The sequence below is a fragment of the Sphingomonas sp. PAMC 26605 genome (assembly GCF_000241485.1).
Classification (GTDB): Bacteria; Pseudomonadota; Alphaproteobacteria; order Sphingomonadales; family Sphingomonadaceae; genus Sphingomonas.
The window spans coordinates 3,343,437-3,365,226 of the sequence record NZ_JH584241.1 but is presented as its reverse complement, the minus strand read 5'-3'; the positions used below and the strand labels follow the sequence as shown (position 1 = coordinate 3,365,226).

23 protein-coding genes and 1 tRNA gene are annotated in these 21,790 nt (G+C 67.2%); 12 read left to right on the top strand and 12 right to left on the bottom strand.

The annotated features are described in order from the left end of the window. Positions 1–102: 102 nt before the first annotated feature. The 8 genes from RH90_RS15600 to RH90_RS15565 all read right to left on the bottom strand — a co-directional run bounded on the left by RH90_RS15600 (position 103) and on the right by RH90_RS15565 (position 7,739). Positions 103–1,161, bottom strand: coding sequence for a lactonase family protein (locus RH90_RS15600; protein WP_010186892.1), 1,059 nt, complete (start codon positions 1,159–1,161; stop codon positions 103–105). 241 nt (positions 1,162–1,402) lie between these two features. Continuing rightward, positions 1,403–2,236: an SDR family NAD(P)-dependent oxidoreductase gene (locus tag RH90_RS15595; protein ID WP_010186890.1), complete on the bottom strand. Its 834-nt coding sequence runs from the start codon at positions 2,234–2,236 to the stop codon at positions 1,403–1,405. Further along, positions 2,233–3,219, bottom strand: a complete 987-nt coding sequence (locus tag RH90_RS15590; RefSeq protein ID WP_010186888.1) for an aldo/keto reductase — start codon at positions 3,217–3,219, stop codon at positions 2,233–2,235. Before RH90_RS15590 ends, RH90_RS15595 begins: the two co-directional genes overlap by 4 nt. Before the next feature lie 63 nt (positions 3,220–3,282). Further along, complete coding sequence (locus tag RH90_RS15585) at positions 3,283–4,290, bottom strand: zinc-dependent alcohol dehydrogenase family protein (protein WP_010186886.1); 1,008 nt, start codon at positions 4,288–4,290, stop codon at positions 3,283–3,285. A 58-nt stretch (positions 4,291–4,348) separates the two neighbouring features. Next, positions 4,349–5,089, bottom strand: a complete 741-nt coding sequence (locus RH90_RS15580; RefSeq protein ID WP_010186883.1) for an SDR family oxidoreductase — start codon at positions 5,087–5,089, stop codon at positions 4,349–4,351. Between the two features lie 218 nt (positions 5,090–5,307). Then, positions 5,308–5,907, bottom strand: a complete 600-nt coding sequence (locus RH90_RS15575; protein ID WP_010186877.1) for an alpha/beta hydrolase — start codon at positions 5,905–5,907, stop codon at positions 5,308–5,310. 270 nt (positions 5,908–6,177) lie between these two features. Beyond that, the gene (gene ruvX / locus RH90_RS15570; RefSeq protein ID WP_010186875.1) at positions 6,178–6,642 is read right to left on the bottom strand and encodes a Holliday junction resolvase RuvX; all 465 of its coding nucleotides are present in this window, start codon (positions 6,640–6,642) and stop codon (positions 6,178–6,180) included. Then, positions 6,639–7,739, bottom strand: coding sequence for a DUF3089 domain-containing protein (locus tag RH90_RS15565; RefSeq protein WP_010186873.1), 1,101 nt, complete (start codon positions 7,737–7,739; stop codon positions 6,639–6,641). The genes ruvX and RH90_RS15565 overlap by 4 nt, the downstream gene beginning before the upstream one ends. A gap of 129 nt (positions 7,740–7,868) precedes the next feature. Between RH90_RS15565 and RH90_RS15560 the strand changes: the two genes are divergently transcribed. The 6 genes from RH90_RS15560 to gatB all read left to right on the top strand — a co-directional run bounded on the left by RH90_RS15560 (position 7,869) and on the right by gatB (position 13,784). Further along, a complete protein-coding gene (locus tag RH90_RS15560; protein ID WP_010186871.1) occupies positions 7,869–9,662 on the top strand; it encodes a DUF4153 domain-containing protein in 1,794 nt (597 codons plus the stop codon). Between the two features lie 38 nt (positions 9,663–9,700). Then, positions 9,701–10,003 carry an Asp-tRNA(Asn)/Glu-tRNA(Gln) amidotransferase subunit GatC gene (gatC, locus tag RH90_RS15555; protein WP_010186869.1) on the top strand — a complete coding sequence of 101 codons (303 nt, stop codon included), beginning with the start codon at positions 9,701–9,703 and terminating at the stop codon, positions 10,001–10,003. Between the two features lie 109 nt (positions 10,004–10,112). Then, complete coding sequence (gene gatA / locus RH90_RS15550) at positions 10,113–11,597, top strand: Asp-tRNA(Asn)/Glu-tRNA(Gln) amidotransferase subunit GatA (protein WP_010186868.1); 1,485 nt, start codon at positions 10,113–10,115, stop codon at positions 11,595–11,597. 32 nt (positions 11,598–11,629) lie between these two features. Then, on the top strand, positions 11,630–11,908 hold the full coding sequence (locus RH90_RS15545) for an AbrB/MazE/SpoVT family DNA-binding domain-containing protein (RefSeq protein ID WP_010186866.1): 279 nt from the start codon (positions 11,630–11,632) through the stop codon (positions 11,906–11,908). A 2-nt stretch (positions 11,909–11,910) separates the two neighbouring features. Further along, positions 11,911–12,312, top strand: a complete 402-nt coding sequence (locus RH90_RS22680) for a type II toxin-antitoxin system VapC family toxin (RefSeq protein ID WP_037492838.1) — start codon at positions 11,911–11,913, stop codon at positions 12,310–12,312. Then, entirely contained in the window at positions 12,309–13,784 is a 1,476-nt protein-coding gene (gene gatB, locus RH90_RS15535; RefSeq protein WP_010186862.1) for an Asp-tRNA(Asn)/Glu-tRNA(Gln) amidotransferase subunit GatB, read from the top strand. The genes RH90_RS22680 and gatB overlap by 4 nt, the downstream gene beginning before the upstream one ends. A gap of 10 nt (positions 13,785–13,794) precedes the next feature. Here gatB and RH90_RS15530 read toward each other — a convergent pair whose 3' ends face one another. The 3 genes from RH90_RS15530 to RH90_RS15520 all read right to left on the bottom strand — a co-directional run bounded on the left by RH90_RS15530 (position 13,795) and on the right by RH90_RS15520 (position 15,262). After that, the gene (locus tag RH90_RS15530; protein WP_157134606.1) at positions 13,795–14,736 is read right to left on the bottom strand and encodes a hypothetical protein; all 942 of its coding nucleotides are present in this window, start codon (positions 14,734–14,736) and stop codon (positions 13,795–13,797) included. A gap of 146 nt (positions 14,737–14,882) precedes the next feature. Then, the gene (locus RH90_RS15525) at positions 14,883–15,086 is read right to left on the bottom strand and encodes a hypothetical protein (RefSeq protein ID WP_010186860.1); all 204 of its coding nucleotides are present in this window, start codon (positions 15,084–15,086) and stop codon (positions 14,883–14,885) included. Further along, positions 15,083–15,262 carry a hypothetical protein gene (locus RH90_RS15520; RefSeq protein ID WP_010186855.1) on the bottom strand — a complete coding sequence of 60 codons (180 nt, stop codon included), beginning with the start codon at positions 15,260–15,262 and terminating at the stop codon, positions 15,083–15,085. The genes RH90_RS15525 and RH90_RS15520 overlap by 4 nt, the downstream gene beginning before the upstream one ends. Positions 15,263–15,395: 133 nt before the next feature. On the opposite strand from RH90_RS15520, the gene RH90_RS15515 reads away from it, so the two are divergent. The 6 genes from RH90_RS15515 (at position 15,396) to RH90_RS15490 (ending at position 21,186) form a co-directional block, all read left to right on the top strand. Next, positions 15,396–15,480 (top strand) — tRNA-Leu (locus RH90_RS15515). A 64-nt stretch (positions 15,481–15,544) separates the two neighbouring features. Next, a complete protein-coding gene (tig, locus tag RH90_RS15510) occupies positions 15,545–17,188 on the top strand; it encodes a trigger factor (protein ID WP_010186851.1) in 1,644 nt (547 codons plus the stop codon). A 180-nt stretch (positions 17,189–17,368) separates the two neighbouring features. After that, entirely contained in the window at positions 17,369–18,322 is a 954-nt protein-coding gene (locus tag RH90_RS15505) for a glycosyltransferase family 2 protein (RefSeq protein WP_010186849.1), read from the top strand. Positions 18,323–18,384: 62 nt separating this feature from the next. Then, positions 18,385–19,059: an ATP-dependent Clp protease proteolytic subunit gene (locus tag RH90_RS15500; protein ID WP_010186848.1), complete on the top strand. Its 675-nt coding sequence runs from the start codon at positions 18,385–18,387 to the stop codon at positions 19,057–19,059. Positions 19,060–19,218: 159 nt separating this feature from the next. Beyond that, positions 19,219–20,487: an ATP-dependent Clp protease ATP-binding subunit ClpX gene (gene clpX, locus RH90_RS15495; protein WP_010186846.1), complete on the top strand. Its 1,269-nt coding sequence runs from the start codon at positions 19,219–19,221 to the stop codon at positions 20,485–20,487. Between the two features lie 57 nt (positions 20,488–20,544). After that, the gene (locus RH90_RS15490) at positions 20,545–21,186 is read left to right on the top strand and encodes a GNAT family N-acetyltransferase (protein ID WP_010186843.1); all 642 of its coding nucleotides are present in this window, start codon (positions 20,545–20,547) and stop codon (positions 21,184–21,186) included. Here RH90_RS15490 and RH90_RS15485 read toward each other — a convergent pair. Further along, positions 21,181–21,783 (bottom strand): methyltransferase family protein, encoded by a 603-nt coding sequence (locus RH90_RS15485; protein ID WP_010186841.1) that lies wholly within the window; start codon positions 21,781–21,783, stop codon positions 21,181–21,183. The two genes, RH90_RS15490 and RH90_RS15485, sit on opposite strands and share 6 nt — an antisense overlap. Between the last annotated feature and the right edge of the window lie 7 nt (positions 21,784–21,790).

The following is a 21,790-nucleotide window of genomic DNA, read 5'->3' as shown; positions in this document are numbered from 1 at the left end:
CGCCCCCCCACGTCACCGCTTGCAGAAAGATGTTATCTTTCAGCTGAGTATACGGTGACGGCCGCATGATAAACCCGTCACGTATGGCCTGCCGCGACAAGCCTACAGCGCTGCCGGTTCCGGAATGATGACGGACGCGGCTCCGGCGACCGCGATCGACAGGCCGGTGGGCGTGAGCCGGCCGTCCGCTCCGAAGGCGAGCGTCGTCACGGTCTGCGATTTCTCGTGCGCGACGACCATCAGCCCCGCGTCCTCGAGCAACGCGAAGAAGCGCGGGTATGCGCCGCCAGTCACCGCATGGTCGAGCAAGGTTGGGGCGCCGCCGTCGTCGAGCGCGAACACCGCGATACTGTCATGCCCGCGATTGGAGACGTAAAGCCGGTCGCTTGCCCGATTGATCGCAACGTGCGCGACGATCGACTCGCCCTGCCAGTCCGGCGGCAGCGTCGATACCGTCTCACGATGGACGAAGATGCCGGTGCTGCGATCGAGCACGCTCAGCGTATTGTCGAGTTCGCCGATCAGATAGGCGCGCTTTCCGAGACGCGGATGCAGCAGCAGATGCCGCGGCCCCGAGCCCGGTCTCGCCCGATAGGCACGCTGCACCGCGCCCAGCGTGCCGGCCGCATCGATGGGGAAAGCGAGGATTTCGTCGGTGCCGAGATCGGTCTGGTACAGCCATTGCCCGTCGGGACTGAACCCGACCCAATGCGCGTGCGGCGCCTCCTGGCGCGCCGCGTTGGGGCCGGAACCGCGGTTAGCGTGAACCTGCACTGGTCCGGCGGGAAGGCCGGTTCGCGGATCGAGCCGCAATAGCGCGACGCTGCCGCTTGCATAATTGGCGACCGCGAGGCGCGTCTCGGTCGGATCGAGCGCGATGTGGCACGGCGCGGCGCCGTCGACGCCGACCGATGCGAGCATTTCCCAGCCCGTGTCCGCGAAGCGATGAACGCCGACGCTGCCGCGTTCCGCCTCATCGACGATGTAATGCAGCCGGTGTCGCGGGGCATAGACGCTGAACGCGGCATTGGCGGCGGCCGCATAGGCTTCGCCGTGCCGCCACGACCCATCAGCGCCGAGGCACAGCGTCGCGATCCCCGCGCCGCCGCCGCCGCGATAGGTGCCGATCCCGATGCAGAGGGGAAAGTGGGGGTTGGTCATCGCCGCTCCTGCATCCTGCCGGCGTCACGATGTCAAGCCGGAGACGCCGAATTGCTCGAGCACGAAGGGCCGTCACGAGATTGCGAGGACCGCCGCATCCTTGGGCAGCCAGCGGTAATCGTCTTTGCGCGGGCGGTTGCACGAGACAAACCGCCCGCCGCGTCATTGCCACTCCATTCGGGTGATCCCCGCGGCGGGGTCACCGTCCGCCACGCGGCGCGTAAGCGGCGGTCGCGCGGACTCAGCTCTGCATATGAGCGGCGAACGCGTCCTTCCAGTCCGGGTGCCAGCGTGAGAGCGCCGGCCGGTTCTCGGTAATGTCGCCCGCCGCCCAGGCGATGCGCTTGGCATCCTGCTCGGGGGTCGTCTCGTTGTCGGGGCAGACGATGTAGAAATCGCCGGCGGCCAGCCGCTCGAGCAGCAGCGCGACGACCTGCTCGGGCATCCAGGCGCCCGCCGGCTTTTCGGTGATCCCCGGCCGCGTCATGCCGGTGAAGGTGAAGCCGGGGATCAGCAAATGCGCGCTGACGCGGTCGCCGCTGCGCTCGCGCATCGTATGAGCGAGGCCTTCGCTCAACGCCTTCACCCCGGCCTTGCTGACATTGTACGCGGTGTTGCCCGGGGGCTGCGTGATCCCCTGCTTGGATCCGGTATTGATCACCAGCGCGGGGCCGCCGTGATCGAGCATCGCCGGGACGAAGCTCTGGACGCCGTTGAGCACCCCGAGCAGATTGATTCCGAGCACCGCATCCCAGATCGCGGCATCGGCGAAGACGTCGCCGCCCGCGCCGATCCCCGCATTGTTCATCAGCACCGATACTGGGCCGTGCCGCGCGCCAATCTCGCCGGCGAGCGCGCGCATCGCAGCGCGATCCGACACATCCACGGTATAGGCGACAGCGCCCGCGATCGTGCCGGCGGCGGCATCGAGCGCCTCGCCCGACCGGTCGACCAGCACCACGCGCATCCCCGCCGCGGCGAAGGCGCGCGCCGCTGCCAGGCCGATCCCGCCCGCGGCGCCGGTGACGACCGCGAGGTTACGCGGTGCAATCGCCGCGAACGACGCCGCGCTCACCGGTTGACCGCCGCCATCGAGGCTTCGGGATAGCGCATCCCCGCGGCGCTGCCCGGCGGCAGTACCGTATCGATCCGCGCGAGATCGTTCGCGTCGAGCGCCACGTTCAGCGCACCGAGATTGTCCTCGAGATACATACGGCGCTTGGTGCCGGGGATCGGCACCACGTCGTCGCCTTGTGCCAGCACCCAGGCGAGCGCGAGTTGCGCCGGCGTGCAGCCCTTGGCGGCCGCCATCTCCTTGATCGCCGCGACGAGCTCGAGATTCTTGGCGAACGCCGCGCCCTGGAACCGCGGATGCGCGCGGCGGGTGTCGCCCTCGGGCAAATCCTCGGGCTTGGCGAACTGCCCGGTCAGGAACCCGCGGCCGAGCGGGCTATAGGGCACGAAGCCGATCCCGAGCTCGCGCACCACGGGCAGGATCTCGGCCTCGACATCGCGGCTCCATAACGAATATTCGGTTTGCAGCGCCGAGATCGGATGGACCGCATGCGCGCGTCGGATCGTCTCGGGCGCTGCCTCGGACAGGCCGAGATAGCGCACCTTGCCGGCCGTCACGAGCTCACTCATCGCGCCGACGGTGTCCTCGATCGGCACCTGCGGATCGACGCGGTGCTGGTAATAGAGATCGATCACGTCGAGCCCGAGCCGCTCGAGGCTCGCGTCGCACGCCGCGCGGACATAATCGGGATGGCCGTTGACCCCGCGAAAGCTGCCATCGGGCCCGCGAACGTTGCCGAACTTGGTCGCGACGACGACCCATTCGCGCCGCGTCCGGACGACCCGGCCGACCAGTTCCTCGTTCGCGCCGACGCCGTACATGTCGGCGGTGTCGAGAAAGGTGACGCCAAGATCGAGCGCGCGATTGATCGTCGCGACCGACTCGGTTTCGTCCCGGTCACCGTAGAAATCCGACATGCCCATACAGCCGAGGCCGAGCGCCGAGACTTCGAGGCCTTGCCGGCCGAGTTTGCGGGTTTGCATCTTAATGTCCTTGTCGAGCGATGTGCGGAGATGTCGCGGTGGCGGCCGGCGTGGTGCCGGTACTTACCATTCGATCCCGATCTTGCCGAAGTGGCTCGCGCCGGTCTCGAAGCGGAAGGCGTCGGCGAGCTGTTCGAGCGGGAAGCGGCGGTCGATCACGGGGCGGATGCCGCCGACCTCGAGCGCGCGTACGAAATCCTGCTGCTGGCGCCGGCTGCCGACGATCAGCCCTTGCAGCCGCGCCTGCTTGGCCATCAGCGCAGCGGTCGGGACGTCGCCGCTGCCGCCGGTGAGCACGCCGATCAGCGAGATATGGCCGCCGACGCGGACCGCCTCGATCGACTGCGCCAACGTCGCTGGGCCGCCGACCTCGACGACGTGATCGACGCCGCCGCCACCGGTCCAGTCGCGCACCGCGCGGCCCCAGTCGTGCGTCGCATGGTAATTGACCGTGAAATCGGCGCCGAGCGTCCGCGCCCGCTCGAGCTTGGCGTCGGACGACGAGGTGATCGCAACGCGCGCGCCGATCAGCTTGGCGATCTGCAGCGCCCAGATCGACACTCCGCCGGTGCCGAGCAGCAACACCGTGTCGCCCGGCTTGAGGCAACCGTCGCCGACCAAGGCGCGCCATGCCGTCAGCCCCGCGGTGGTGATCGCTGCCGCCTCGACGGCGTCATAGCCTTTCGGGGCGTGGGTGAAGGCGGTTGCGGGCAGCACCACGGTCTCGCGCGCGAAGCCGTCGATCCCGTCGCCGGGCGTGCCCGCGAAATCGCCGATCCTAGCAGTTCCATCCGCCCAGCCGGGAAAGAAGCACGAGACGACCTGATCGCCCACCTCGAATTCGGTCACGCCCTCACCGATAGCCTCGATCGTGCCGGCGCCATCGGCAAGCGGAATCCGGCCGGCGGCTGCGCCCATCCGCCCCGTGGCGACGCCGAGATCGTGAAAATTGAGCGTGCTGCCGTGCAGCGCGACGCGAATCTCGCCGCCACCCGGTTGCCCCGGATCGGCATGGTCGGTCAGCGTGAGCGTATCGAGGCCGATCGGGGCCCGCAGGATCATGGCTTTCATCGGATCTGTTCCTTGTGACGCTGTGCGGCCGAATCGGCGGAGGTATGGAGAGGGGGGATCATGGCGCGATCTGGCGCACCGGACGGACCAGGATTTCCTCGACGAGCACACGCGGTGGCTGCGCGAAGGCATAGACCAGCGCTTGCGCGACATCCTCGGCATGGAGCGCGTCGAGCGACTCCCGGCGGGCGCGCATCGTCGCTTCGGGTACGTTATGCCCCCATTCGGTCCATACCGAGCCGGGTTCGATCAGCGACACGCGGATACCCTGTTCGCCGATTTCCTTGCGCAACGCGTCGGCGAAGCCGACCACGGCGAACTTGGTCGCGTTATAGACCGACCAGCCGGCGATGCCGTACCGGCCGCCGACGCTCGATACGATCGAGATCATCGCGCCGGCGCGACCCTTCATGAGCGGCAGCGCGGCATGGGTACAATTGAGCACGCCGTAGAGATTGGCGTCGATCTGCGTCTTCCAATCGGCCGGGTCGCTCGCGGCGAAGGGGCCGTTGACGCCCATGCCGGCATTGTTGAACAGCAGGTCGATCCCGCCGAACCACGCTTCGACCTGCGCGACCATCGCCTGGACCGCGGCGAGATCGGCGACGTCGGTGACGATCGCGCGGGCGGTTTCGCCGATCTCGGCCGCCAGCGCTTCGATCCGGTCCTTGCGGCGCGCGACGAGCACCACGGTCGCGCCCTCCTTGGCAAGCAGACGGGCGGTCGCTTCGCCGATCCCGCTCGAGGCGCCGGTGATGACCGCAACTTTCCCGCTTAGATCCTGCATCTGCATCTGCATCGCTCGACTCCGGTCAGGTCGAACGCCGCGATCCGCAGGGGATGCCCGACGCCCGGCAGCGTATTGGTCGGCAGGGAATGCCGCGTTGCGCCTGGTACATCGCTCGACTTGCATGCCGATCGAGCGTGACGCTGTAACCCGCGCCGCCGAGTAAGTTTCCGCAGGCTCACGAGAAACGCGGCAGCGGCGGTCGGTCACGCGGCAAAGCGAGCCTTCGTTCAGCCGGGCGGTGCGCCAGTCACGGGCGTGCCCACGGCGCGGGATGGCGGGGTCGTCAGGAAAGGGTCGAACAGACCGATATGCGCGAGCAACGCTCGCTCGACCGGCCCGAGCGGCGCGTGGCGGTTGCTGGGGCTGGGCGCAGCCTCGTGCGATCCCGTCGCGACGAAGCGGCTCCCCCAGCGGTCGGCCAGCGCGAGCGTCTCCTCGACCGCGTGCCAAGCGTCGCCCAGCACGATCGAGGCGAACGGAAGCCGGTAGCACGGCCCGCTCCGAAGCGCCGCGACCACCGCGTGCTGTTCGTCGCGTGCTTGCAGCGGGGCGTGGAACAGCGCGCCGCTCACCGCACGGACATAGCTGCGCGGGGAAAGCTGCGCCCACCATGCGACGGCGCGACAGGCGAGACCGTGTGCGACGATGACGACCGGGGCCTCGCGCTGCGCGAGCCCTTTGTCGAGCTGGAGCGCCCAGCGGCCCGACGGGAATTTCGAAAGGTCGAGCGTGATCCGCGGCAGCGGCGTATCCCATCCGGGATCACCGCGTGCGATTACGATGATCGGTTCGGCAGGATCGGTCGGGGCATCGGCTGCGTGCGGCATGACAGCTCTCCTCTCGCGGAAGCGCGACGGCCTTGCCAGCGTCGAGTCGAAGCGCGCCTCCCGACCAAAGCCTATCCCGATCGCATCGTACGGCAATGGTCGAAACGCCGGGCAGCGCGGCGCAAGCGCCGGACCGAGCGACAATTCGGCCCGGGCGACAGCGTCCGCGCGAGCAGAGACCCCCCGCTCGAATACGCGACTCGCGATGCGCGTCGTGGCCGCGAGGGCGAACGGCCAAGCTTGCAGGGCGCGTGGGTGCCGGGGTGGCCGCTAAACCGCGACCAGCGCGTCGATCGCCCCCTGCAAAATGTACGCTGCGGCCATCTTGTCGACGAGTTCGGCGCGCTTGGCGCGGCTCGCATCCTGTTCGATCAGCGTGCGCGTGACGGCGACGGTCGACCAGCGCTCGTCCTGCAGGAAGATCGGCAGGTCGAGGTCGGCCATGTTGCGCGCGAACGCGCGACTCGACTGGCTGCGCGGGCTCTCGCTGCCGTCGTTCAGGTTGAGCGGCAGGCCGATCACGATGCCCTTGACCTGCTGCGTCGTGATCAGGTCGGTGAGCGCGGCCTTGTCCTTCTGGAATTTCGTACGGCGGATCAACAGCGCGGGCGAGGCGAAGCTCCAGCCCGCGTCGCACAACGCGGTGCCGATCGTCTTGGTGCCGACGTCGAGCCCGATCAGGCGGCCGCCCGCCGGGAGCCAGGCGCGGAATTCGGTCCGGTCGGTGGTGATCATTTCGCGAAGGCTGCCAGCCGCCGCGCCGCGTCGGCACGGACGTTCGCCCAGAACAGGCTATAGTCATAGACGTGATAGTTGTTGCCCGGCAGCACATAGCCGCCGAGCGCGGGCGGCGCGCCGATCAGCAGCAAGCCGCGGGGATCGCAGCGCGCCGGCACCTGTCCGGCGACGAGCGTCGCGCTGGAGAGATCGGCCGAAGGCACGAGCGTGCCGCGATTGGCGCTGGCAGGCGCCGCGGCATCGGGCGTTCCGGTGAGCGGATTGGTGCACACCATCGGCGTCCCGCGGCGTGGTTTGCCATCAACGCCGCTGCTGGCGTCGTACGCGTCGAGCACGAGCGACGGCTCGGCGGGTTCGGCGAAGCTCTGCCACGACAGCAGGCAGCCGGCCTGATCGGCGCTGCGGCATTCGGGCAGGCCGAGCGTCGGCAGATCGACGCTGCGCGATACCGGCCATCCGACGACATAGGCGGCGACGATCCGCTTCTGCAGCGGCGTCCCTGCGACCTTCTCGCGCAACAGCCGGAGCAGATGCAGCGCGCCCTGGCTGTGCCCGGCAAGGATGATCGGCCGGTTGCCGGCTTGCGCGACGAACGCGTCGAACGCCGCGGCGACGTCGCCGTAAGCGAGATCGAGCGCCTTGGCCGCATCGGCCTGCGTCGTCAGAAACGCGCCAAAGGTCGCCTGGCGGTAGCGCGGCGCCCAGATCGCGCCGACCGCGTTGAACGCGCTCGCCTGACCGCGCAGGAACAGCGCGGCGCGCGCATTGGCCTCTGCGTTGTCGAGCGGCGCATTCCAGCGCGTGCGTTCGAGGAACGAGGTCGGGTGGATGAAGAACACCGCCGCCCGCTGGCCGTTGGCGGGGGTGTAGCCGGGCGGGAGCCATAGCGCCGGATTGCCCGCAATGTCGGGCCGCGCGAACCACATCTCGGCGCGGCGGTAGCTGGCGGCGCGCTCGCGCGGCTGCGCGATGAAGTCGGCGTGCGGGACCATCGCCAGCTTGATCAGCGCCGTGCCCCACAGCGCATAGGCAAACGCCCCCGCGATCACGAGCACGATCAATACGGTGAAGAGGTAGAGAAATTTACGCGCCAAACCGGTCCGCCTCGTTCGGGCACGGCGCGGTTCCGCCATGCATTTCCTTTTTCCGTGCAGCAGGATCGCCGCGCTTGCAATCGGCTTGGCGCCGGCGTTGGGTGCGCATGGGGCAGGGGGAACGGCGCGATGGAAGAATCGACCAGTTTCGAGGATGATACGCAGGGCTGGCCGCTGCGCCCGGCGCTGCTCGCGCTGATCGGCGCGCTCGCTGCGCTCGCGGTGCATCAGGTGTCCGGCAGCGGATGGGTGCTCCTTTCCGCGTTCCACACGGCGGCGTGGCGAATCGCGCTGACCAGCGCGATCACCGCCGGCGCCTTGACCCTCGGCTTCACGCTCGAACGGCGGCGCCGGTGGTGGGCGGCAACGTTCGGCGTCGGGGTAGGCGTGATCGCGGGGCTGATCGTCTATTGGAACGGCTGGGGTGCCGGGGCGTGGTGGAGCTGGCCGAACGCGAGCCTGTACCTCGCGATCGCGATCGCCGTGCCGCTGTTCCAGACGGTGCGCGACCAGGGTGCATGGCGCTTCCCCTATGCCGATGTCCATGGCGACGCCTGGACCAACGCGGTGCTGTGGGGCGCGTGCTGGCTGTTCACCGGAGTGACGTTCGCGCTGGCGTGGCTTCTCGCCGACCTGTTCTACCTGATCGGGCTCCACGCATTGCGCGATCTGCTCCAGCACGGATGGTTCAGCGCGCTGGTGTTCGGCACGAGTTTCGGCGGGGCGCTCGGGCTGCTGCGCGAACGCGACGGCGTCGTGCGGCAACTCCAGCGCGTTGTGACGGCTGTGCTCGGCGTGCTCGCGCCGGTGCTCGGCGTCGCGTTGGCCGTGTTCCTGCTGTCGCTGCCGTTCACCGGGCTCGACGCGCTGTGGGAAGCGACCAAATCGACCACGCCGACGCTGCTCGGGTGCGTGCTCGGCGCGTTGCTCCTCGCCAATGCGGTAATCGGTAATGGCGAGACGGACGAAGCCTCGAACCCGGTGCTACGCCTAGGCGCGCTCGCACTGGCGCTTGCGGTGCTGCCGCTGGCGGTGATCGCGGCGATCGCGACGGGGTTGCGGATCGGCCAATACGGCCTCACGCCCGACCGATTGTGGGCGTTGGTGTTCGTCACCTTCGCGTGCGCCTATGGCCTTGCCTACCTCGTTGCCGTGGTCCGCGGGCGGACGGCGTGGGCCGACTATGTGCGACCGAGCAATGTGCGGCTCGCCTTGATCGTCGCCGGCGCCGGGCTGTTGCTCGCCACGCCGATCGCCAGTTTCAACGCTTTGTCGAGTGCGGATCAGGTCGCGCGGCTCGAATCGGGACGTGTCGCCCCGGCCAAGTTCGACTGGACCGCCCTCGCGTTTGATTTCGGCGATCCCGGCAAAGCGGCGCTGCGCCGGCTCGCGCAGTCGCGGACGCCGGCGATCGCGTCGCGCGCGCGCGAGATCTCAACCAAGACCAGCCGCTGGGATATCACCCGCGTCGATCGCACGCAGAGTGAGGCGGATCTGCTCGTCAAACGCCTGCGCGTGCTGCCTGCGCAAGTGCCCGTGCCGCTCGCTTTGCGCACCGTGCTCACCGACTGGAGAGGCTGCAGCACCGATCGCAACACGCAGTGCCTGCTGCTTTACACGCCGGGCGCGAACGAGGCGGTGTCGCTCTCGCACAGCTGTATCGACGATCTTACGCGCGCGCAGCGACCGCCGCGCGGCGCCGTCGCGCCGGTCATCGTGCCGCGATCGAGCTGCGGTGCTTCGCGCTATCGGCGGACCGGCGAGAGCTGGGCGCGCGTAGAGGACAATGCGAGCGGTGTGCTGAGCGCCGCTGAGCGCGCCGCGCTCACGGCGGGGGCGGCGGACGGCAAGGTCGAGATCCGCGCCGTGCCCGCGCGCCGGGTGTTCGTCGGGGGCGTTCCGGTCGGCGATCCGTTCGAATAGGTTGCGCGAGGCTCGGGCGCTCTGCTAGCCGCAAGGCCATGCCAGTCACCATCGCCACCGTCCGCAAAATCGCGAGCCTCGCCCGCATCGCCATCACCGAGGAAGACGCCGTGCGCATCGCGCCCGAGCTCGACAACATCATGGGCTGGATCGAGCAACTGAGCGAGGTCGACACCAGCGGCGTCGCGCCGATGACCGCGGTGATCCCCAACCATCTCCGGCTGCGCGACGACGTCGTCAACGCCGACCCGCTGACCGGCGGCGGCATCCGCGATGCCGTGCTGGCCAACGCCCCCCAGGCCGAGCACGGCTTCTTCACCGTGCCCAAGGTGATCGAATGATCCGCACCATCGTCGCCCTGGCGCAGGCCGGGGCCGCCGCGTTCGTCGCGCGCGGCCTGCACCACAACGAAGCGGCCCCGGCCTACGCAGGGGCAACGGGAATGACCGTATGACCGACTTGACCGATCTCGGCGTAGCCGCCATCCGCGACGGCGTCCGCGCCGGCACCTTCTCCGCGCGCGAAGTCGCCGAAGGGTTCATCGCCAACGTGTCGAAGGCCAAGGCGCTCAACGCCTTCCTGGTCGAGACCCCCGACCACGCGCTCGCCGCTGCCGACGCCGCTGATGCGGCGCGCGCCGCTGGCGATACGTTGAAGCCGCTCGCCGGCGTTCCGATCGGGATGAAGGACCTGTTCTGCACCAAGGGCGTGCCGACCACCGCGGCGAGCCTGATCCTCGAGGGCTTCACCCCGCAGTACGAGTCGACCGTGTCGGCCAATCTGTGGGACGCCGGCGCGGGGATGCTCGGAAAGCTCAACATGGACCAGTTCGCGATGGGATCGTCCAACGAGACCAGCGCGTTCGGCAATGTCCTCTCGCCGTGGCGCCGCAACGACGGCGGCAACGCTCCGCTCGCGCCTGGCGGCTCGTCGGGTGGTTCGTCGACGGCGGTCGCGGCGCGGCTGTGCCCCGCCGCGACCGGCACCGATACCGGCGGTTCGATCCGCCAGCCTGCCGCCTTTACCGGCATCAGCGGGATCAAGCCGACCTATGGCCGCTGCTCGCGCTGGGGGACGATCGCGTTCGCCTCGTCGCTCGACCAGGCCGGCCCGATGGCGCGCGACGTGCGCGATTGCGCGATCCTGCTCGAGGCGATGAGCGGCTTCGACGCGAAGGACGCGACCTCGCTCGATCTGCCGGTGCCCGCCTGGGAAGCCGGATTGTCGGGCGATCTCAAGGGCAAGCGGATCGGTATTCCCAAGGAATATCGCGTCGACAATATGCCTGCCGAGATCGACGCGCTGTGGCGGCAGGGGATCGACTGGCTCAAGGACGCCGGCGCCGAGATCGTCGAGGTCTCGCTCCCCCACACAAAATACGCACTGCCGGCCTATTACATCATAGCGCCGGCCGAAGCATCGTCGAACCTCGCGCGCTACGACGGCGTGCGCTACGGCCTGCGCGATCTGCCCGAGGGGGCAGGGCTGCAGGACATGTACGCCGCGACGCGCGCCGATGGGTTCGGGGACGAGGTCAAGCGCCGTATCATGATCGGCACTTACGTCCTGTCGGCAGGGTTTTACGACGCGTACTTCACACAGGCTTCGAAAGTCCGCACGCTGATCGCGCGCGATTTCGAGCAGGCCTGGGCGAAGTGCGACTTGCTGCTGACCCCGACCGCGCCGTCGTCGGCGTTCGCACTGGGCGAGAAGTCGGCCGATCCGATCGCGATGTACCTCAACGACGTCTTCACCGTGCCGTCTTCGCTGGCGGGCCTGCCGGCGATGTCGGTGCCGGGCGGCCTCGACGGCGCCGGGCTCCCGCTCGGCCTGCAGATCATCGGCAAGCCACTCGACGAGCAAGGCGTTTTGAACGCCGGGCTCGCCCTCGAGGAGCGCGCCGGGTTCACTGCCCGCGCTACGGCTTGGTGGTAGACAGTAATACCGATAATTGGTATTACTGAGGCATGGGAAAGCTGACTAATCTTACCGTGAAGGGACAGATTACCATCCCGAAAGACGTACGCGATGCCCTCGGCTTGATCGCTAACGCACCGGTCGAGATCGAGATGCTCGGGCTTGATGAGGCGGTCATTCGGAAGCCGAAGCAAGACCATGCCGCGGAGCGCGATCGGCTTGTCGCAGAAATGCGTGCGGTGTCGGAGCGATACAAGCTTTTCCGGACGGGCGAGAGTACCGATGAGATCATGCGGGATATTCGCGGAGACGATCCATTCCCGCCCTGACGATGGTGGATACCAACGTCATCGTCGATATGTTGGGTTCGCCGAGCGAGTGGTCGTCATGTTCGTTCGACAAAGTTTCTGATGCGCGCATCGTCGGCGCGGTCGCCGTCAGTTCGATCGTGGTAGCTGAGTTGGCTGTTGCCGAGCGTAACGGTGCGTTGCAGGCCGCGCTCGATGCATTGGGGTTGGCGGTTGTCGATTTCGGTGTCGACGCAGCCTATCGTGCAGGCCGTGCGCATCGGGAATATCGCGCGGCTGGCGGCGGACGTGAACGCCTGCTTGGTGACTTCCTGATCGGAGCGCATGCGAAAACTGCGGGAGCCGCTCTTCTCACGCGCGACGCACGACGATATCGCCGTTATTTCCCCGACCTCACCCTCATCACACCCGAGACCGACGCATGACCGACGCCTCCAAATACACCATCCGCGGCGAAACCGGCGACTGGGAGGTCGTGGTCGGCCTCGAAGTCCACGCACAGGTCACCTCGAACGCCAAGCTGTTCTCGGGCGCGGCGACGGCGTTCGGCGCCGAGCCCAACACGCAGGTGTCGCTGGTCGATGCCGCGATGCCCGGCATGCTGCCCGTGCCCAACCGCGAGTGTATCCGCCAGGCGGTGCGCACCGGCATGGCGATCGACGCGCAGATCAACCGTTGGTCGCGCTTCGACCGCAAGAATTACTTCTACGCCGATCTGCCGCAGGGCTATCAGATCAGCCAGCTCTATCATCCGCTGGTCGGCGAGGGCGCGATCGACATCAGCCTCGACGACAAGAACCCCGACGCCGCGGGCAAGCGCATCGGCGTCGAGCGGATCCATGTCGAGCAGGATGCCGGCAAGCTGATGCACGACCAGCATCCGACGCGCTCGTACGTCGATCTCAACCGTTCGGGCGTCGCGTTGATGGAGATCGTGTCGAAGCCCGACATGGCGTCTCCCGCTGAAGCAGGGGCTTACCTGCGCAAGCTCAGATCGATCCTGCGTTACGTTGGGTCGTGCGACGGCAACATGGAGGAAGGCTCGATGCGCGCCGACGTCAATGTCAGCGTCCGCAAGGCGGGCGAAGACCTCGGTACGCGCACCGAGACCAAGAACGTCAACTCGGTCCGCTTCGTGATGGCGGTGGTCGAGCAGGAGGCCAAGCGCCAGGTCGAAGTGCTCGAGAGCGGCGGCCGGATCGTCCAGGAAACGCGGCTCTACGATCCCGACCGCAACGAGACCCGCTCGATGCGCTCGAAGGAAGACGCGCACGATTATCGCTACTTCCCCGATCCCGATCTGCTTCCGCTCGAGCTCGACGACGCATTCCTCGAAGAATGCCGGGCGTCGCTGCCCGAACTGCCCGACACCAAGCGCCGTCGCTACGAAGCGCTCGGCATTACGCCCTATGCCGCTGCGGTGATGACCGCTGAGGTCGAGGCGGCGCGCTGGTTCGATGCGCTGCTCGACACCGGCGTCGCGCCCGTCGCCGCGGCCAACTGGACGACGTCGGAGCTGTTCGGCGCGCTCAACCGCACCGGCCGCGACATCGAGAATTCGCCTGTCAGCCCGGATCAGGCGGCCGCGCTGCTCGGCCTGATCGCGGACGGCACGCTGTCGGGCACGCTCGCCAAGCAGGTGTTCGAGATCATGCTCGAGACCGGGCAGGGTGCCGCCGACATCGTCGAGGAGCGCGAGCTCAAGCAGACCAGCGACACCGGCGAGATCGAACGCGTCATCGCCGAGGTGATGGCGGCGAACGAGGACAAGGTTGCCGACTATCGCGGCGGCAAGGACAAACTGTTCGGCTTCTTCGTCGGGCAGACGATGAAGGCGATGGGCGGCAAGGCGAACCCGGGCGTCGTCAACGAAGTCCTCAAGAAGGTGCTTGGCTAACTGGCGCGCGTCACGCGACCTGAATGTCGCGTGATGCGCCGATCTGGCGGAGCCGCCCGGTAACGCTCCCGACCAGTCCGCTGGTCGAGGCGGCGAGCCCGGTGACGATATGCGCGGCGACCGAGAGGCTCGCCATCATCGCCATCAGCGTCGTGATAGTGCCGTGATGCCCGAACAGCAGCGCCGTCGCGCCGGCGAACACCAGATCTTTGTTCGAGATGAACGGCAGCCGCGACAGCACGAGCTTGAGTGCCGAGAAGGCGACCCACCAACTCAGTGCGATCTCGGGCAGAGCGAGATGCCACATCAGCGCCGTCAGCACGATCCCGCTGGTCGAGCGGATAATATGGATCGTGGTGATTTCGCGGATCAAGGCGCCGGGCAGGTGAAACACCGACTTGCGCCCGAAGATCGCGACCATCGGCGGTGCTGCGACCGCGGCGATCGCAAGCGCCAGGCCCCATATCGGCATCGCAATGTGCAGCCGCTCGAGCAGCGGCGCCGTGAACAGCGCTACCAGGATCGTCGCGCTGTTGCCGACCGCCGCGGAGAGCAATGCCACATCCTTGACCGTCCCGAACGCGGCGCCCGGCGCCTTGCCCGCGCGCCGCGCCCAGCCATAGAGATAGGTCTCGCCGACATAGCCGAACAGCAGGTCGTTGCTCACCGTCTTGCGCGCCATCGTCGCGATCGCGGCGCGCGGAATGCCCCAGATGCGGCGGTAGATCGCCCATTCGGCGATGATCGGCGTGCTGTAGAACAGCACGAGCACCAGCCAGAACAGCGGGTTGCCGGGAACCATCGCGAGCACCGCATGCCAGTCCATCGCATGGAGTTCGAACATCGCGGCGGCGAGGATCGCGATCGACATGGCAGGCGCGGCTAACCGACTGAACGACGTGCCGAAGGCCGGCGTCGCCGGTGTAACGGCAGAAACATCTGCGACGGACATGGATGGCGCCCCCCAAAGGCATGACGGTAAACAGCCCGTCAATTCCTAGACGGCACGCCTTCGCCAAATCCGCCGCGGCGCGGACGCACAAAAAAGGGCCCGCAAAGCAGGCCCTTTCTCATCGTCTTTTGCCAGGGAATGCCGCGCTATTGCGCGTCGTCATCCTGATTCTTCACGACGCCGCCGGTCCCGCCGACGCCGTCTTCCATGCCCTGCGAGGTGAAGGCGTCAGGTTCGCGCCCGCCTTCGCCGCGTTCGACCGCGTCCTTGCGTGCTTCGACCGCCTGTTCGATGTCGCTGCGGTCGTCGGTATCGTTCTCGGGCAGGCTGTCGGGATGCGGATCGCTCATGCGAAATCCCCCGTCATGCCGGTGTCCATCGGCGCAATCGGTTCGCCGCCGGGGTCGCCAGCGGGATCGGGCACGACCACATCGGGCGTCGGGCTCGGCAATTCTGTCGGCACCGAATCGGGCTGGCCGGGTTCGCTCGGGATCGGCGGCAGTTCGGTTGGGGGCGTGCTGGCCATAACGTCTCTCCTTCGGAAGCTATCAACGCACCACCGGCATAGCGGTTGCGCGGGCGAAAAGGCATCCGTGGTTTGCCCGCTTGCCCCCGGGCGCATGGCTGGTATAGACGCCCCCCACACCGGCGGTGTCCTTGCGGGCGTGGCGGAACTGGTAGACGCAGCAGGTTTAGGTCCTGCCATCGCAAGATGTGGGGGTTCGAGTCCCTTCGCCCGCACCAGTCTCTCATGCGTTAGGCATGGGGACTGCGACACACTATCCCTGATTAAGGCGTGAGATCTGAAATGCAGACTGTCGAGACGTTGAACGAAGGCCTCAAGCGCGCCTACACGCTGACGATCACCGCGAAGGATATCGATTCGCGCGTCGATGCCGAGCTCAAGCGCGTCGCGCCGACGGTGAAGATGCCCGGCTTCCGCCCCGGCAAGGTGCCTGCGAACCTCGTGCGCAAGATGCACGGCGACGCGCTGATGCAGGACGCGCTCAACAGCTCGATCCAGCAGGGCATCCAGGACCTGATCGCGGAGCAGAAGCTGCGCCCCGCGCTGCAGCCTTCGGTCGAGCTCGCCGACGGCTTCAAGCTCGGTGACGACGCGCAGATCACCGTCACGCTCGAAGTGCTTCCCGACGTTCCGACCCCGGCGATCGACGCGCTCAAGCTCGAGCGCCTGACCGTCCCGGCCGACGAAGCGACCGTCCAGGCGCAGCTCCAGAAGTTCGCCGACCAGCAGAAGAAGTGGGACGACGCAGCCGAGGGTCATGAGGCGCAGATGGGCGACCTCGTCGTCATGGACTTCGTCGGCAAGGTCGGCGACGTGGCGTTCGAGGGGGGCACCGGCAGCGACATGTCGGTCGAGCTCGGCACCGGCCGTCTGATCCCGGGCTTCGAGGAGCAGGTCGTCGGCGTCAAGGTCGGCGACGAGCGCCAGATCACCGTGACCTTCCCCGAGGATTACCAGGCGAAGGACCTCGCCGGCAAGCCAGCGACCTTCGACCTCAGCATCACCGCGGTGAAGACCGCCGGCGAGAGCGTGATCGACGACAGCCTCGCGACTTCGCTCGGGCTCGAGAGCCTCGAGCAGCTCACCGGTCTGCTCAAGGGCCAGATCGAGCAGGAGCTCAACGGCCTGACGCGCACCCACATGAAGCGCAAGCTGCTCGATCAGCTCGCCGAAGGTCATGACTTCGAAGTGCCGCCGTCGATGGTCGAAGCCGAGTTCGACCAGATCTGGCAGCAGCTCCAGCATGAAGCGACGCATGAGGAAGACCCCGAGGCGGCGCTCGCCGAGATGGAAGCCGAGCGCGACGATTACCGCAAGATCGCCGAGCGGCGTGTTCGCCTTGGCCTGCTCCTGTCGGAAATCGGTCAGGCCAATGGCGTCGAAGTCAGCCAGCAGGAGATGAACCGCCTGATCGCGCAGGCCGCGCAGAACTATAACAACGAAGACCGCCAGCGCTTCCTGCAATACATCCAGCAGGAGCCGATGGCGGCGGCCCAGCTCCGCGCGCCGCTGTACGAGGACAAGGTCGTCGACTTCCTGTTCGAGAAGGCCGAGATCTCCGACCGCGAAGTGACGCGCGAAGAGCTCGAAGCGGCGATCGAGAGCGAGGAAGGCTTCTCGAGCGGCACGCACACGCACGATCACGACAACCACAAGCCCAAGGCGAAGAAGGCGGCTGCCAAGAAGGCCAAGCCTTCGGACGACGACGCCAAGGAAATGGAAGCCGGCGACATCGAGCCGGCAACGCCTGGCGACGATCTCGTCGAAGCCGAGCCGGTGAAGAAGGCCGCGACCAAGAAGGCGCCTGCCAAGAAGGCGGCGGCTGCGGTCGACGCCGCCGTAGCGGCTTCGGCCGAGGACGCGGTTCCGGCACCTGCCAAGAAGCCTGCTGCCAAAAAGAAGCCCGCCGCCGATACCGCGGAATAACCGAAAAGCCCCTCCCCTTCAGGGGAGGGGTTTGGGGGTGGGGACGTGCCTCGCAGAGCGCTAGCGCCGGTTCCTTCCCCACCCCAACCCGTCCCCTGAAGGGGAGGGGCTTTTTTATGCCCGTCTCGCACGGCGCACAAAACAGTCGAACCGATCGCAATTCGGACCTAAGGCTCGGGCATGACACCACGTATCGCCGTCCTGCTGCCGTGCTATAACGAGAGCGCCGCCATTGCGCAGACCGTCGCGGCGTTCCGCGCCGCGCTCCCCGAGGCGACGATCTACGTCTATGACAATAATAGTCGCGACGACACCGTCGCGGTCGCGCGCGCGGCCGGCGCTATCGTCCGTACCGAGCGGATGCAGGGCAAGGGCAACGTCGTCCGCCGCATGTTCGCCGATGTCGATGCCGACATCTATGTCATGGCCGATGGCGACGCGACCTATGACGCGACCGCCGCTCCGGCCTTGGTCGCGCGGCTGCTTGACGAACAGCTCGACATGGTCGTCGGCAGCCGCGTGACGCAGGTCACCGCCGCGTATCGCCGCGGTCACGTGCTCGGCAACAAGGCGATGACGGGGATGCTCGCGCAGCTCTTCGGGCGCAGCTTCACCGATATCTTCTCGGGTTACCGCGTCTTCTCGCGCCGCTTCGTCAAAAGCTTTCCGGTGCTCTCGTCGGGCTTCGAGATCGAGACCGAGATCAGCGTCCACGCGCTCGAGCTGAAGATGCCGACCGGCGAGATCGAGACCGCCTATTTCGCGCGGCCCGAAGGCTCCGAATCGAAGCTCAGCACCTATCGCGACGGCTTCCGCATCGCGCGCACGATCGTCACGCTGTACCGGATCGAGCGGCCGTTGCTGTTCTTCGGCGCGATCGCCGCGTTGCTCTCGCTCGGTGTGCTCGCGCTCGGGATCCCTTTGATCGTCACGTACATGCACACGCATCTCGTGCCGCGCCTGCCGACCGCGGTGCTCGTCGTCGGCCTCGCGATCCTCGCCGCGCTCAATGTCTTCACCGGGCTGATCCTCGACACCGTGGTGCGCGGCCGGCGCGAAGTGCGGCGGCTCGCCTATCTCAGCCACCGCGCGCCGGGCGGCGATGACAGACGGTCGGACGCCGTCGGGGCTTGAACTCGTTTCCTGCAGCGCCGATGTATGCGCTTCTAGGGGCATAAAGGACTTAAAGGCTCATCATGCGCAATCCGTTCGACACAGGCGATTTTCTGGCCCCGATCAATGACGGCCTCGTTCCGATCGTCATCGAGCAATCCAACCGCGGCGAGCGCAGCTTCGACATTTATTCGCGGCTGCTGCGCGAACGCATCATTTTCGTGACCGGCGGTGTCGAGGACCATATGGCCTCGGTGATCTCGGCACAGCTGCTCTTCCTGGAGTCGGAGAACCCCAAGAAGGACATCTTCATGTACATCAACTCGCCGGGCGGTGTCGTCACGGCGGGGATGGCGATCCATGACACGATGCAATACATCCGTCCGCGCGTCGGCACGGTCTGCATGGGCCAGGCTGCGTCGATGGGCTCGTTCCTGCTCGCCGCCGGCGAGCCGGGCATGCGCGTCGCGCTGACCAATGCGCGAATCATGATCCACCAGCCTTCGGGCGGGGCGCAGGGCATGGCGTCGGACATCCAGATCCAGGCCAAGGAAATCCAGCGCATCAAGAACCGGATGAACACGCTGTACGCGCAGTACACCGGCAAGCCGCTCGAGGAGATCGAGCGCGCGATGGATCGCGATACCTTTCTCGAGGCCCATGAAGCCAAGGATTTCGGGCTGGTCGATCAGGTGTTCGATAAGCGTCCGGCATTGCCCGACGATTCGAGCACGCCGCCGGCGCTGACCTCGGCCTGAGGCTTGCGGGTTCAGACTCTGTTCGGGATCGGGGCGCCACGGTTGCGTCCCGGTGCCGAACGCACCCGGCGATTTTGGTGATTGTCGGATTGCGCGAGGGCGGTCTAGGATGGACGCTCCGCATATGCGCGCCCTGTGGCGGCGCGAAGGATGGTTAGAATGACGAAGCTCAGCGGCGGCGACTCGAAGAGCACGCTTTATTGCTCCTTCTGCGGCAAGTCGCAGCACGAAGTCCGCAAGCTCATTGCGGGACCGACTGTGTTCATCTGCGATGAATGCGTCGAACTGTGCAACGACATCATCCGCGAGGAGACCAAATCGGCGCTCGTCTCGAAGAAGGACGGCGGCGTTCCCACGCCGCAGGAAATCTGCGACGTGCTCGACGATTATGTGATCGGCCAGAAGCGCGCCAAGCGCGTGCTCTCGGTCGCGGTGCACAATCACTACAAGCGTCTCAACCACGGCCAGAAGGGCGCCGACGTCGAGCTTGCCAAGTCGAACATCCTGCTCGTCGGGCCGACCGGCTGCGGCAAGACGCTGCTCGCGCAGACGCTCGCACGCATCCTCGACGTGCCGTTCACCATGGCCGATGCGACGACGCTGACCGAAGCCGGCTATGTCGGCGAGGATGTCGAGAACATCATCCTCAAGCTGCTCCAGGCCTCCGACTACAATGTCGAGCGGGCGCAGCGCGGGATCGTCTATATCGACGAGATCGACAAGATCAGCCGCAAGGCCGAGAACCCGTCGATCACGCGCGACGTGTCGGGCGAAGGCGTGCAACAGGCGCTGCTCAAGCTGATGGAAGGCACCACCGCGAGCGTTCCGCCGCAGGGGGGCCGCAAGCATCCGCAGCAGGAATTCTTGCAGGTCGACACGACGAACATCCTGTTCATCTGCGGCGGCGCGTTCAGCGGCCTCGAGAAGATCATCGGCGACCGTTTGCAGGGCAAGTCGATCGGCTTCGGCGCCTATGTCGCTTCGCCCGAGGAGCGCCGCACTGGCGAGACGCTCAAGGCGGTCGAGCCCGAGGATCTGTTGAAGTTCGGCCTGATCCCCGAATTCGTCGGCCGTCTGCCGGTGATCGCGACGCTCGAGGATCTCGATGTGCCCGCGCTGGTGACGATCCTGACCGAGCCGAAGAACGCGCTCGTCAAGCAGTATCAGAAGCTGTTCGACATGGAGGCGGTCAAGCTCGGCTTCACCGACGAGGCGCTCGTCTCGGTCGCCAAGAAGGCGATCGACCGCAAGACCGGCGCGCGCGGTCTGCGCTCGATCCTCGAGGGGATCCTGCTCGACACGATGTTCGACCTGCCCGGGATGGACTCGGTCGAGGAAGTGATGATCGACAAGGACGTGATCGAGGGCCGCAAGGAGCCGATCCGCGTCTACGGCAAGAAGGAAAAGGCCGGCGCCGGCGCCGCCTAAGCCGAACGGCTCCTGCCCCGTAACCGGGGCAGGGCGCTGCCATCAGGGGGGCCGTAAATGACCTCCTTGAAACGCTCGCGGCTATCGTCTGGGTATCTCGACCCTGCTGCGGGCGTTCGAACGGCCGGCGCCCTTGATCGCGCGCGCATCGTCACCCTGCTCGCGCGCGCGTTCGCCGACGATCCGGCGATGTCCTATATCTTTCCCGACGCCGCCGACCGCGCGCGCCGATTGCCGCGGTTGTTCGGGTTGCTGTTCGATGCCGAGGCGCTGAGCGGAATGCGGCTGGTGACCCCCGGCGGCGAGGCGGCGACCTTGTGGCGCGTCCCGGGAAAGGCGTCCGACGGTATCCTCACCCTGCTGCTCCACGCCTGGCCGATGTGGCGTGCGCTTGGCGGATCGATCGGTCGCGCACTGGCGGTGTCGAACGCGATCGCCGCGCATTTTCCGGGCGAGGCCGCCTGGTATCTGCACGTCGCCGGATGCGATCCCGCGGCGCAGGGCAGGGGCTTCGGCGCAGCGGCGGTACGCGCCGGTCTCGACCGTATCGCTGGGAGCGCGCTTCCGGCGTATCTCGAGACAGCGACCGAGAAGAACCTCGCTTTCTATCATGCGCTCGGGTTCGAGATTACCGACGAGTGGCGCGTGCCGAAGGGCGGCCCGCGCTTCTGGTCGATGCGCCGCGCCGCGCGCTCATAGCACGCCCGGTACGAAGCGCTTGACCCGCGCCGCATAGCGATCGAACGCCGGTCCGAACGCTGCCCGCAGCACCACTTCTTCATGGCGTACCCGCATCCAGGTGCCGACCGCGAAGATCGGCACGGCGACGAGCAGATTGGCGGTATGACCATAGGCGATCGCCATCGCGACCATCAGGCATGCGAGCGAGACGTAGATCGGATTGCGGATCAGCGCGAACGGGCCGGTTTCGACGAGCTGGCCGTCGCTGCGCGTGCGCGCGACCAACGCCCAGTTCCGCCCCATCGCGCGCGATGCCGAGTCGAACAGCCAGACCGCGGCCAGCATCAGCGCGGCCACGACCCCCGCCTCGATCAGCGCCTTGAGGGATAGCGGATCGAGCGCGACGTGGATCGGACCGAAGCCGGCCAATCCGATGCCGAGGCCCTGCACGACGATCCAGACGATCGAAGCGTTGCGACGCTCCGAATCGGCGCTTGTCGGGCCATTGCGGCCGCGACGGCGCGCCAGCAGCAAGGCGATCAGGCCGCCCAAAATGCCGATCGCGAAGGCCGCGAGACCGGGAAGCCCAACCGGATCCAAAGGGATGAAAGGCATCACGACT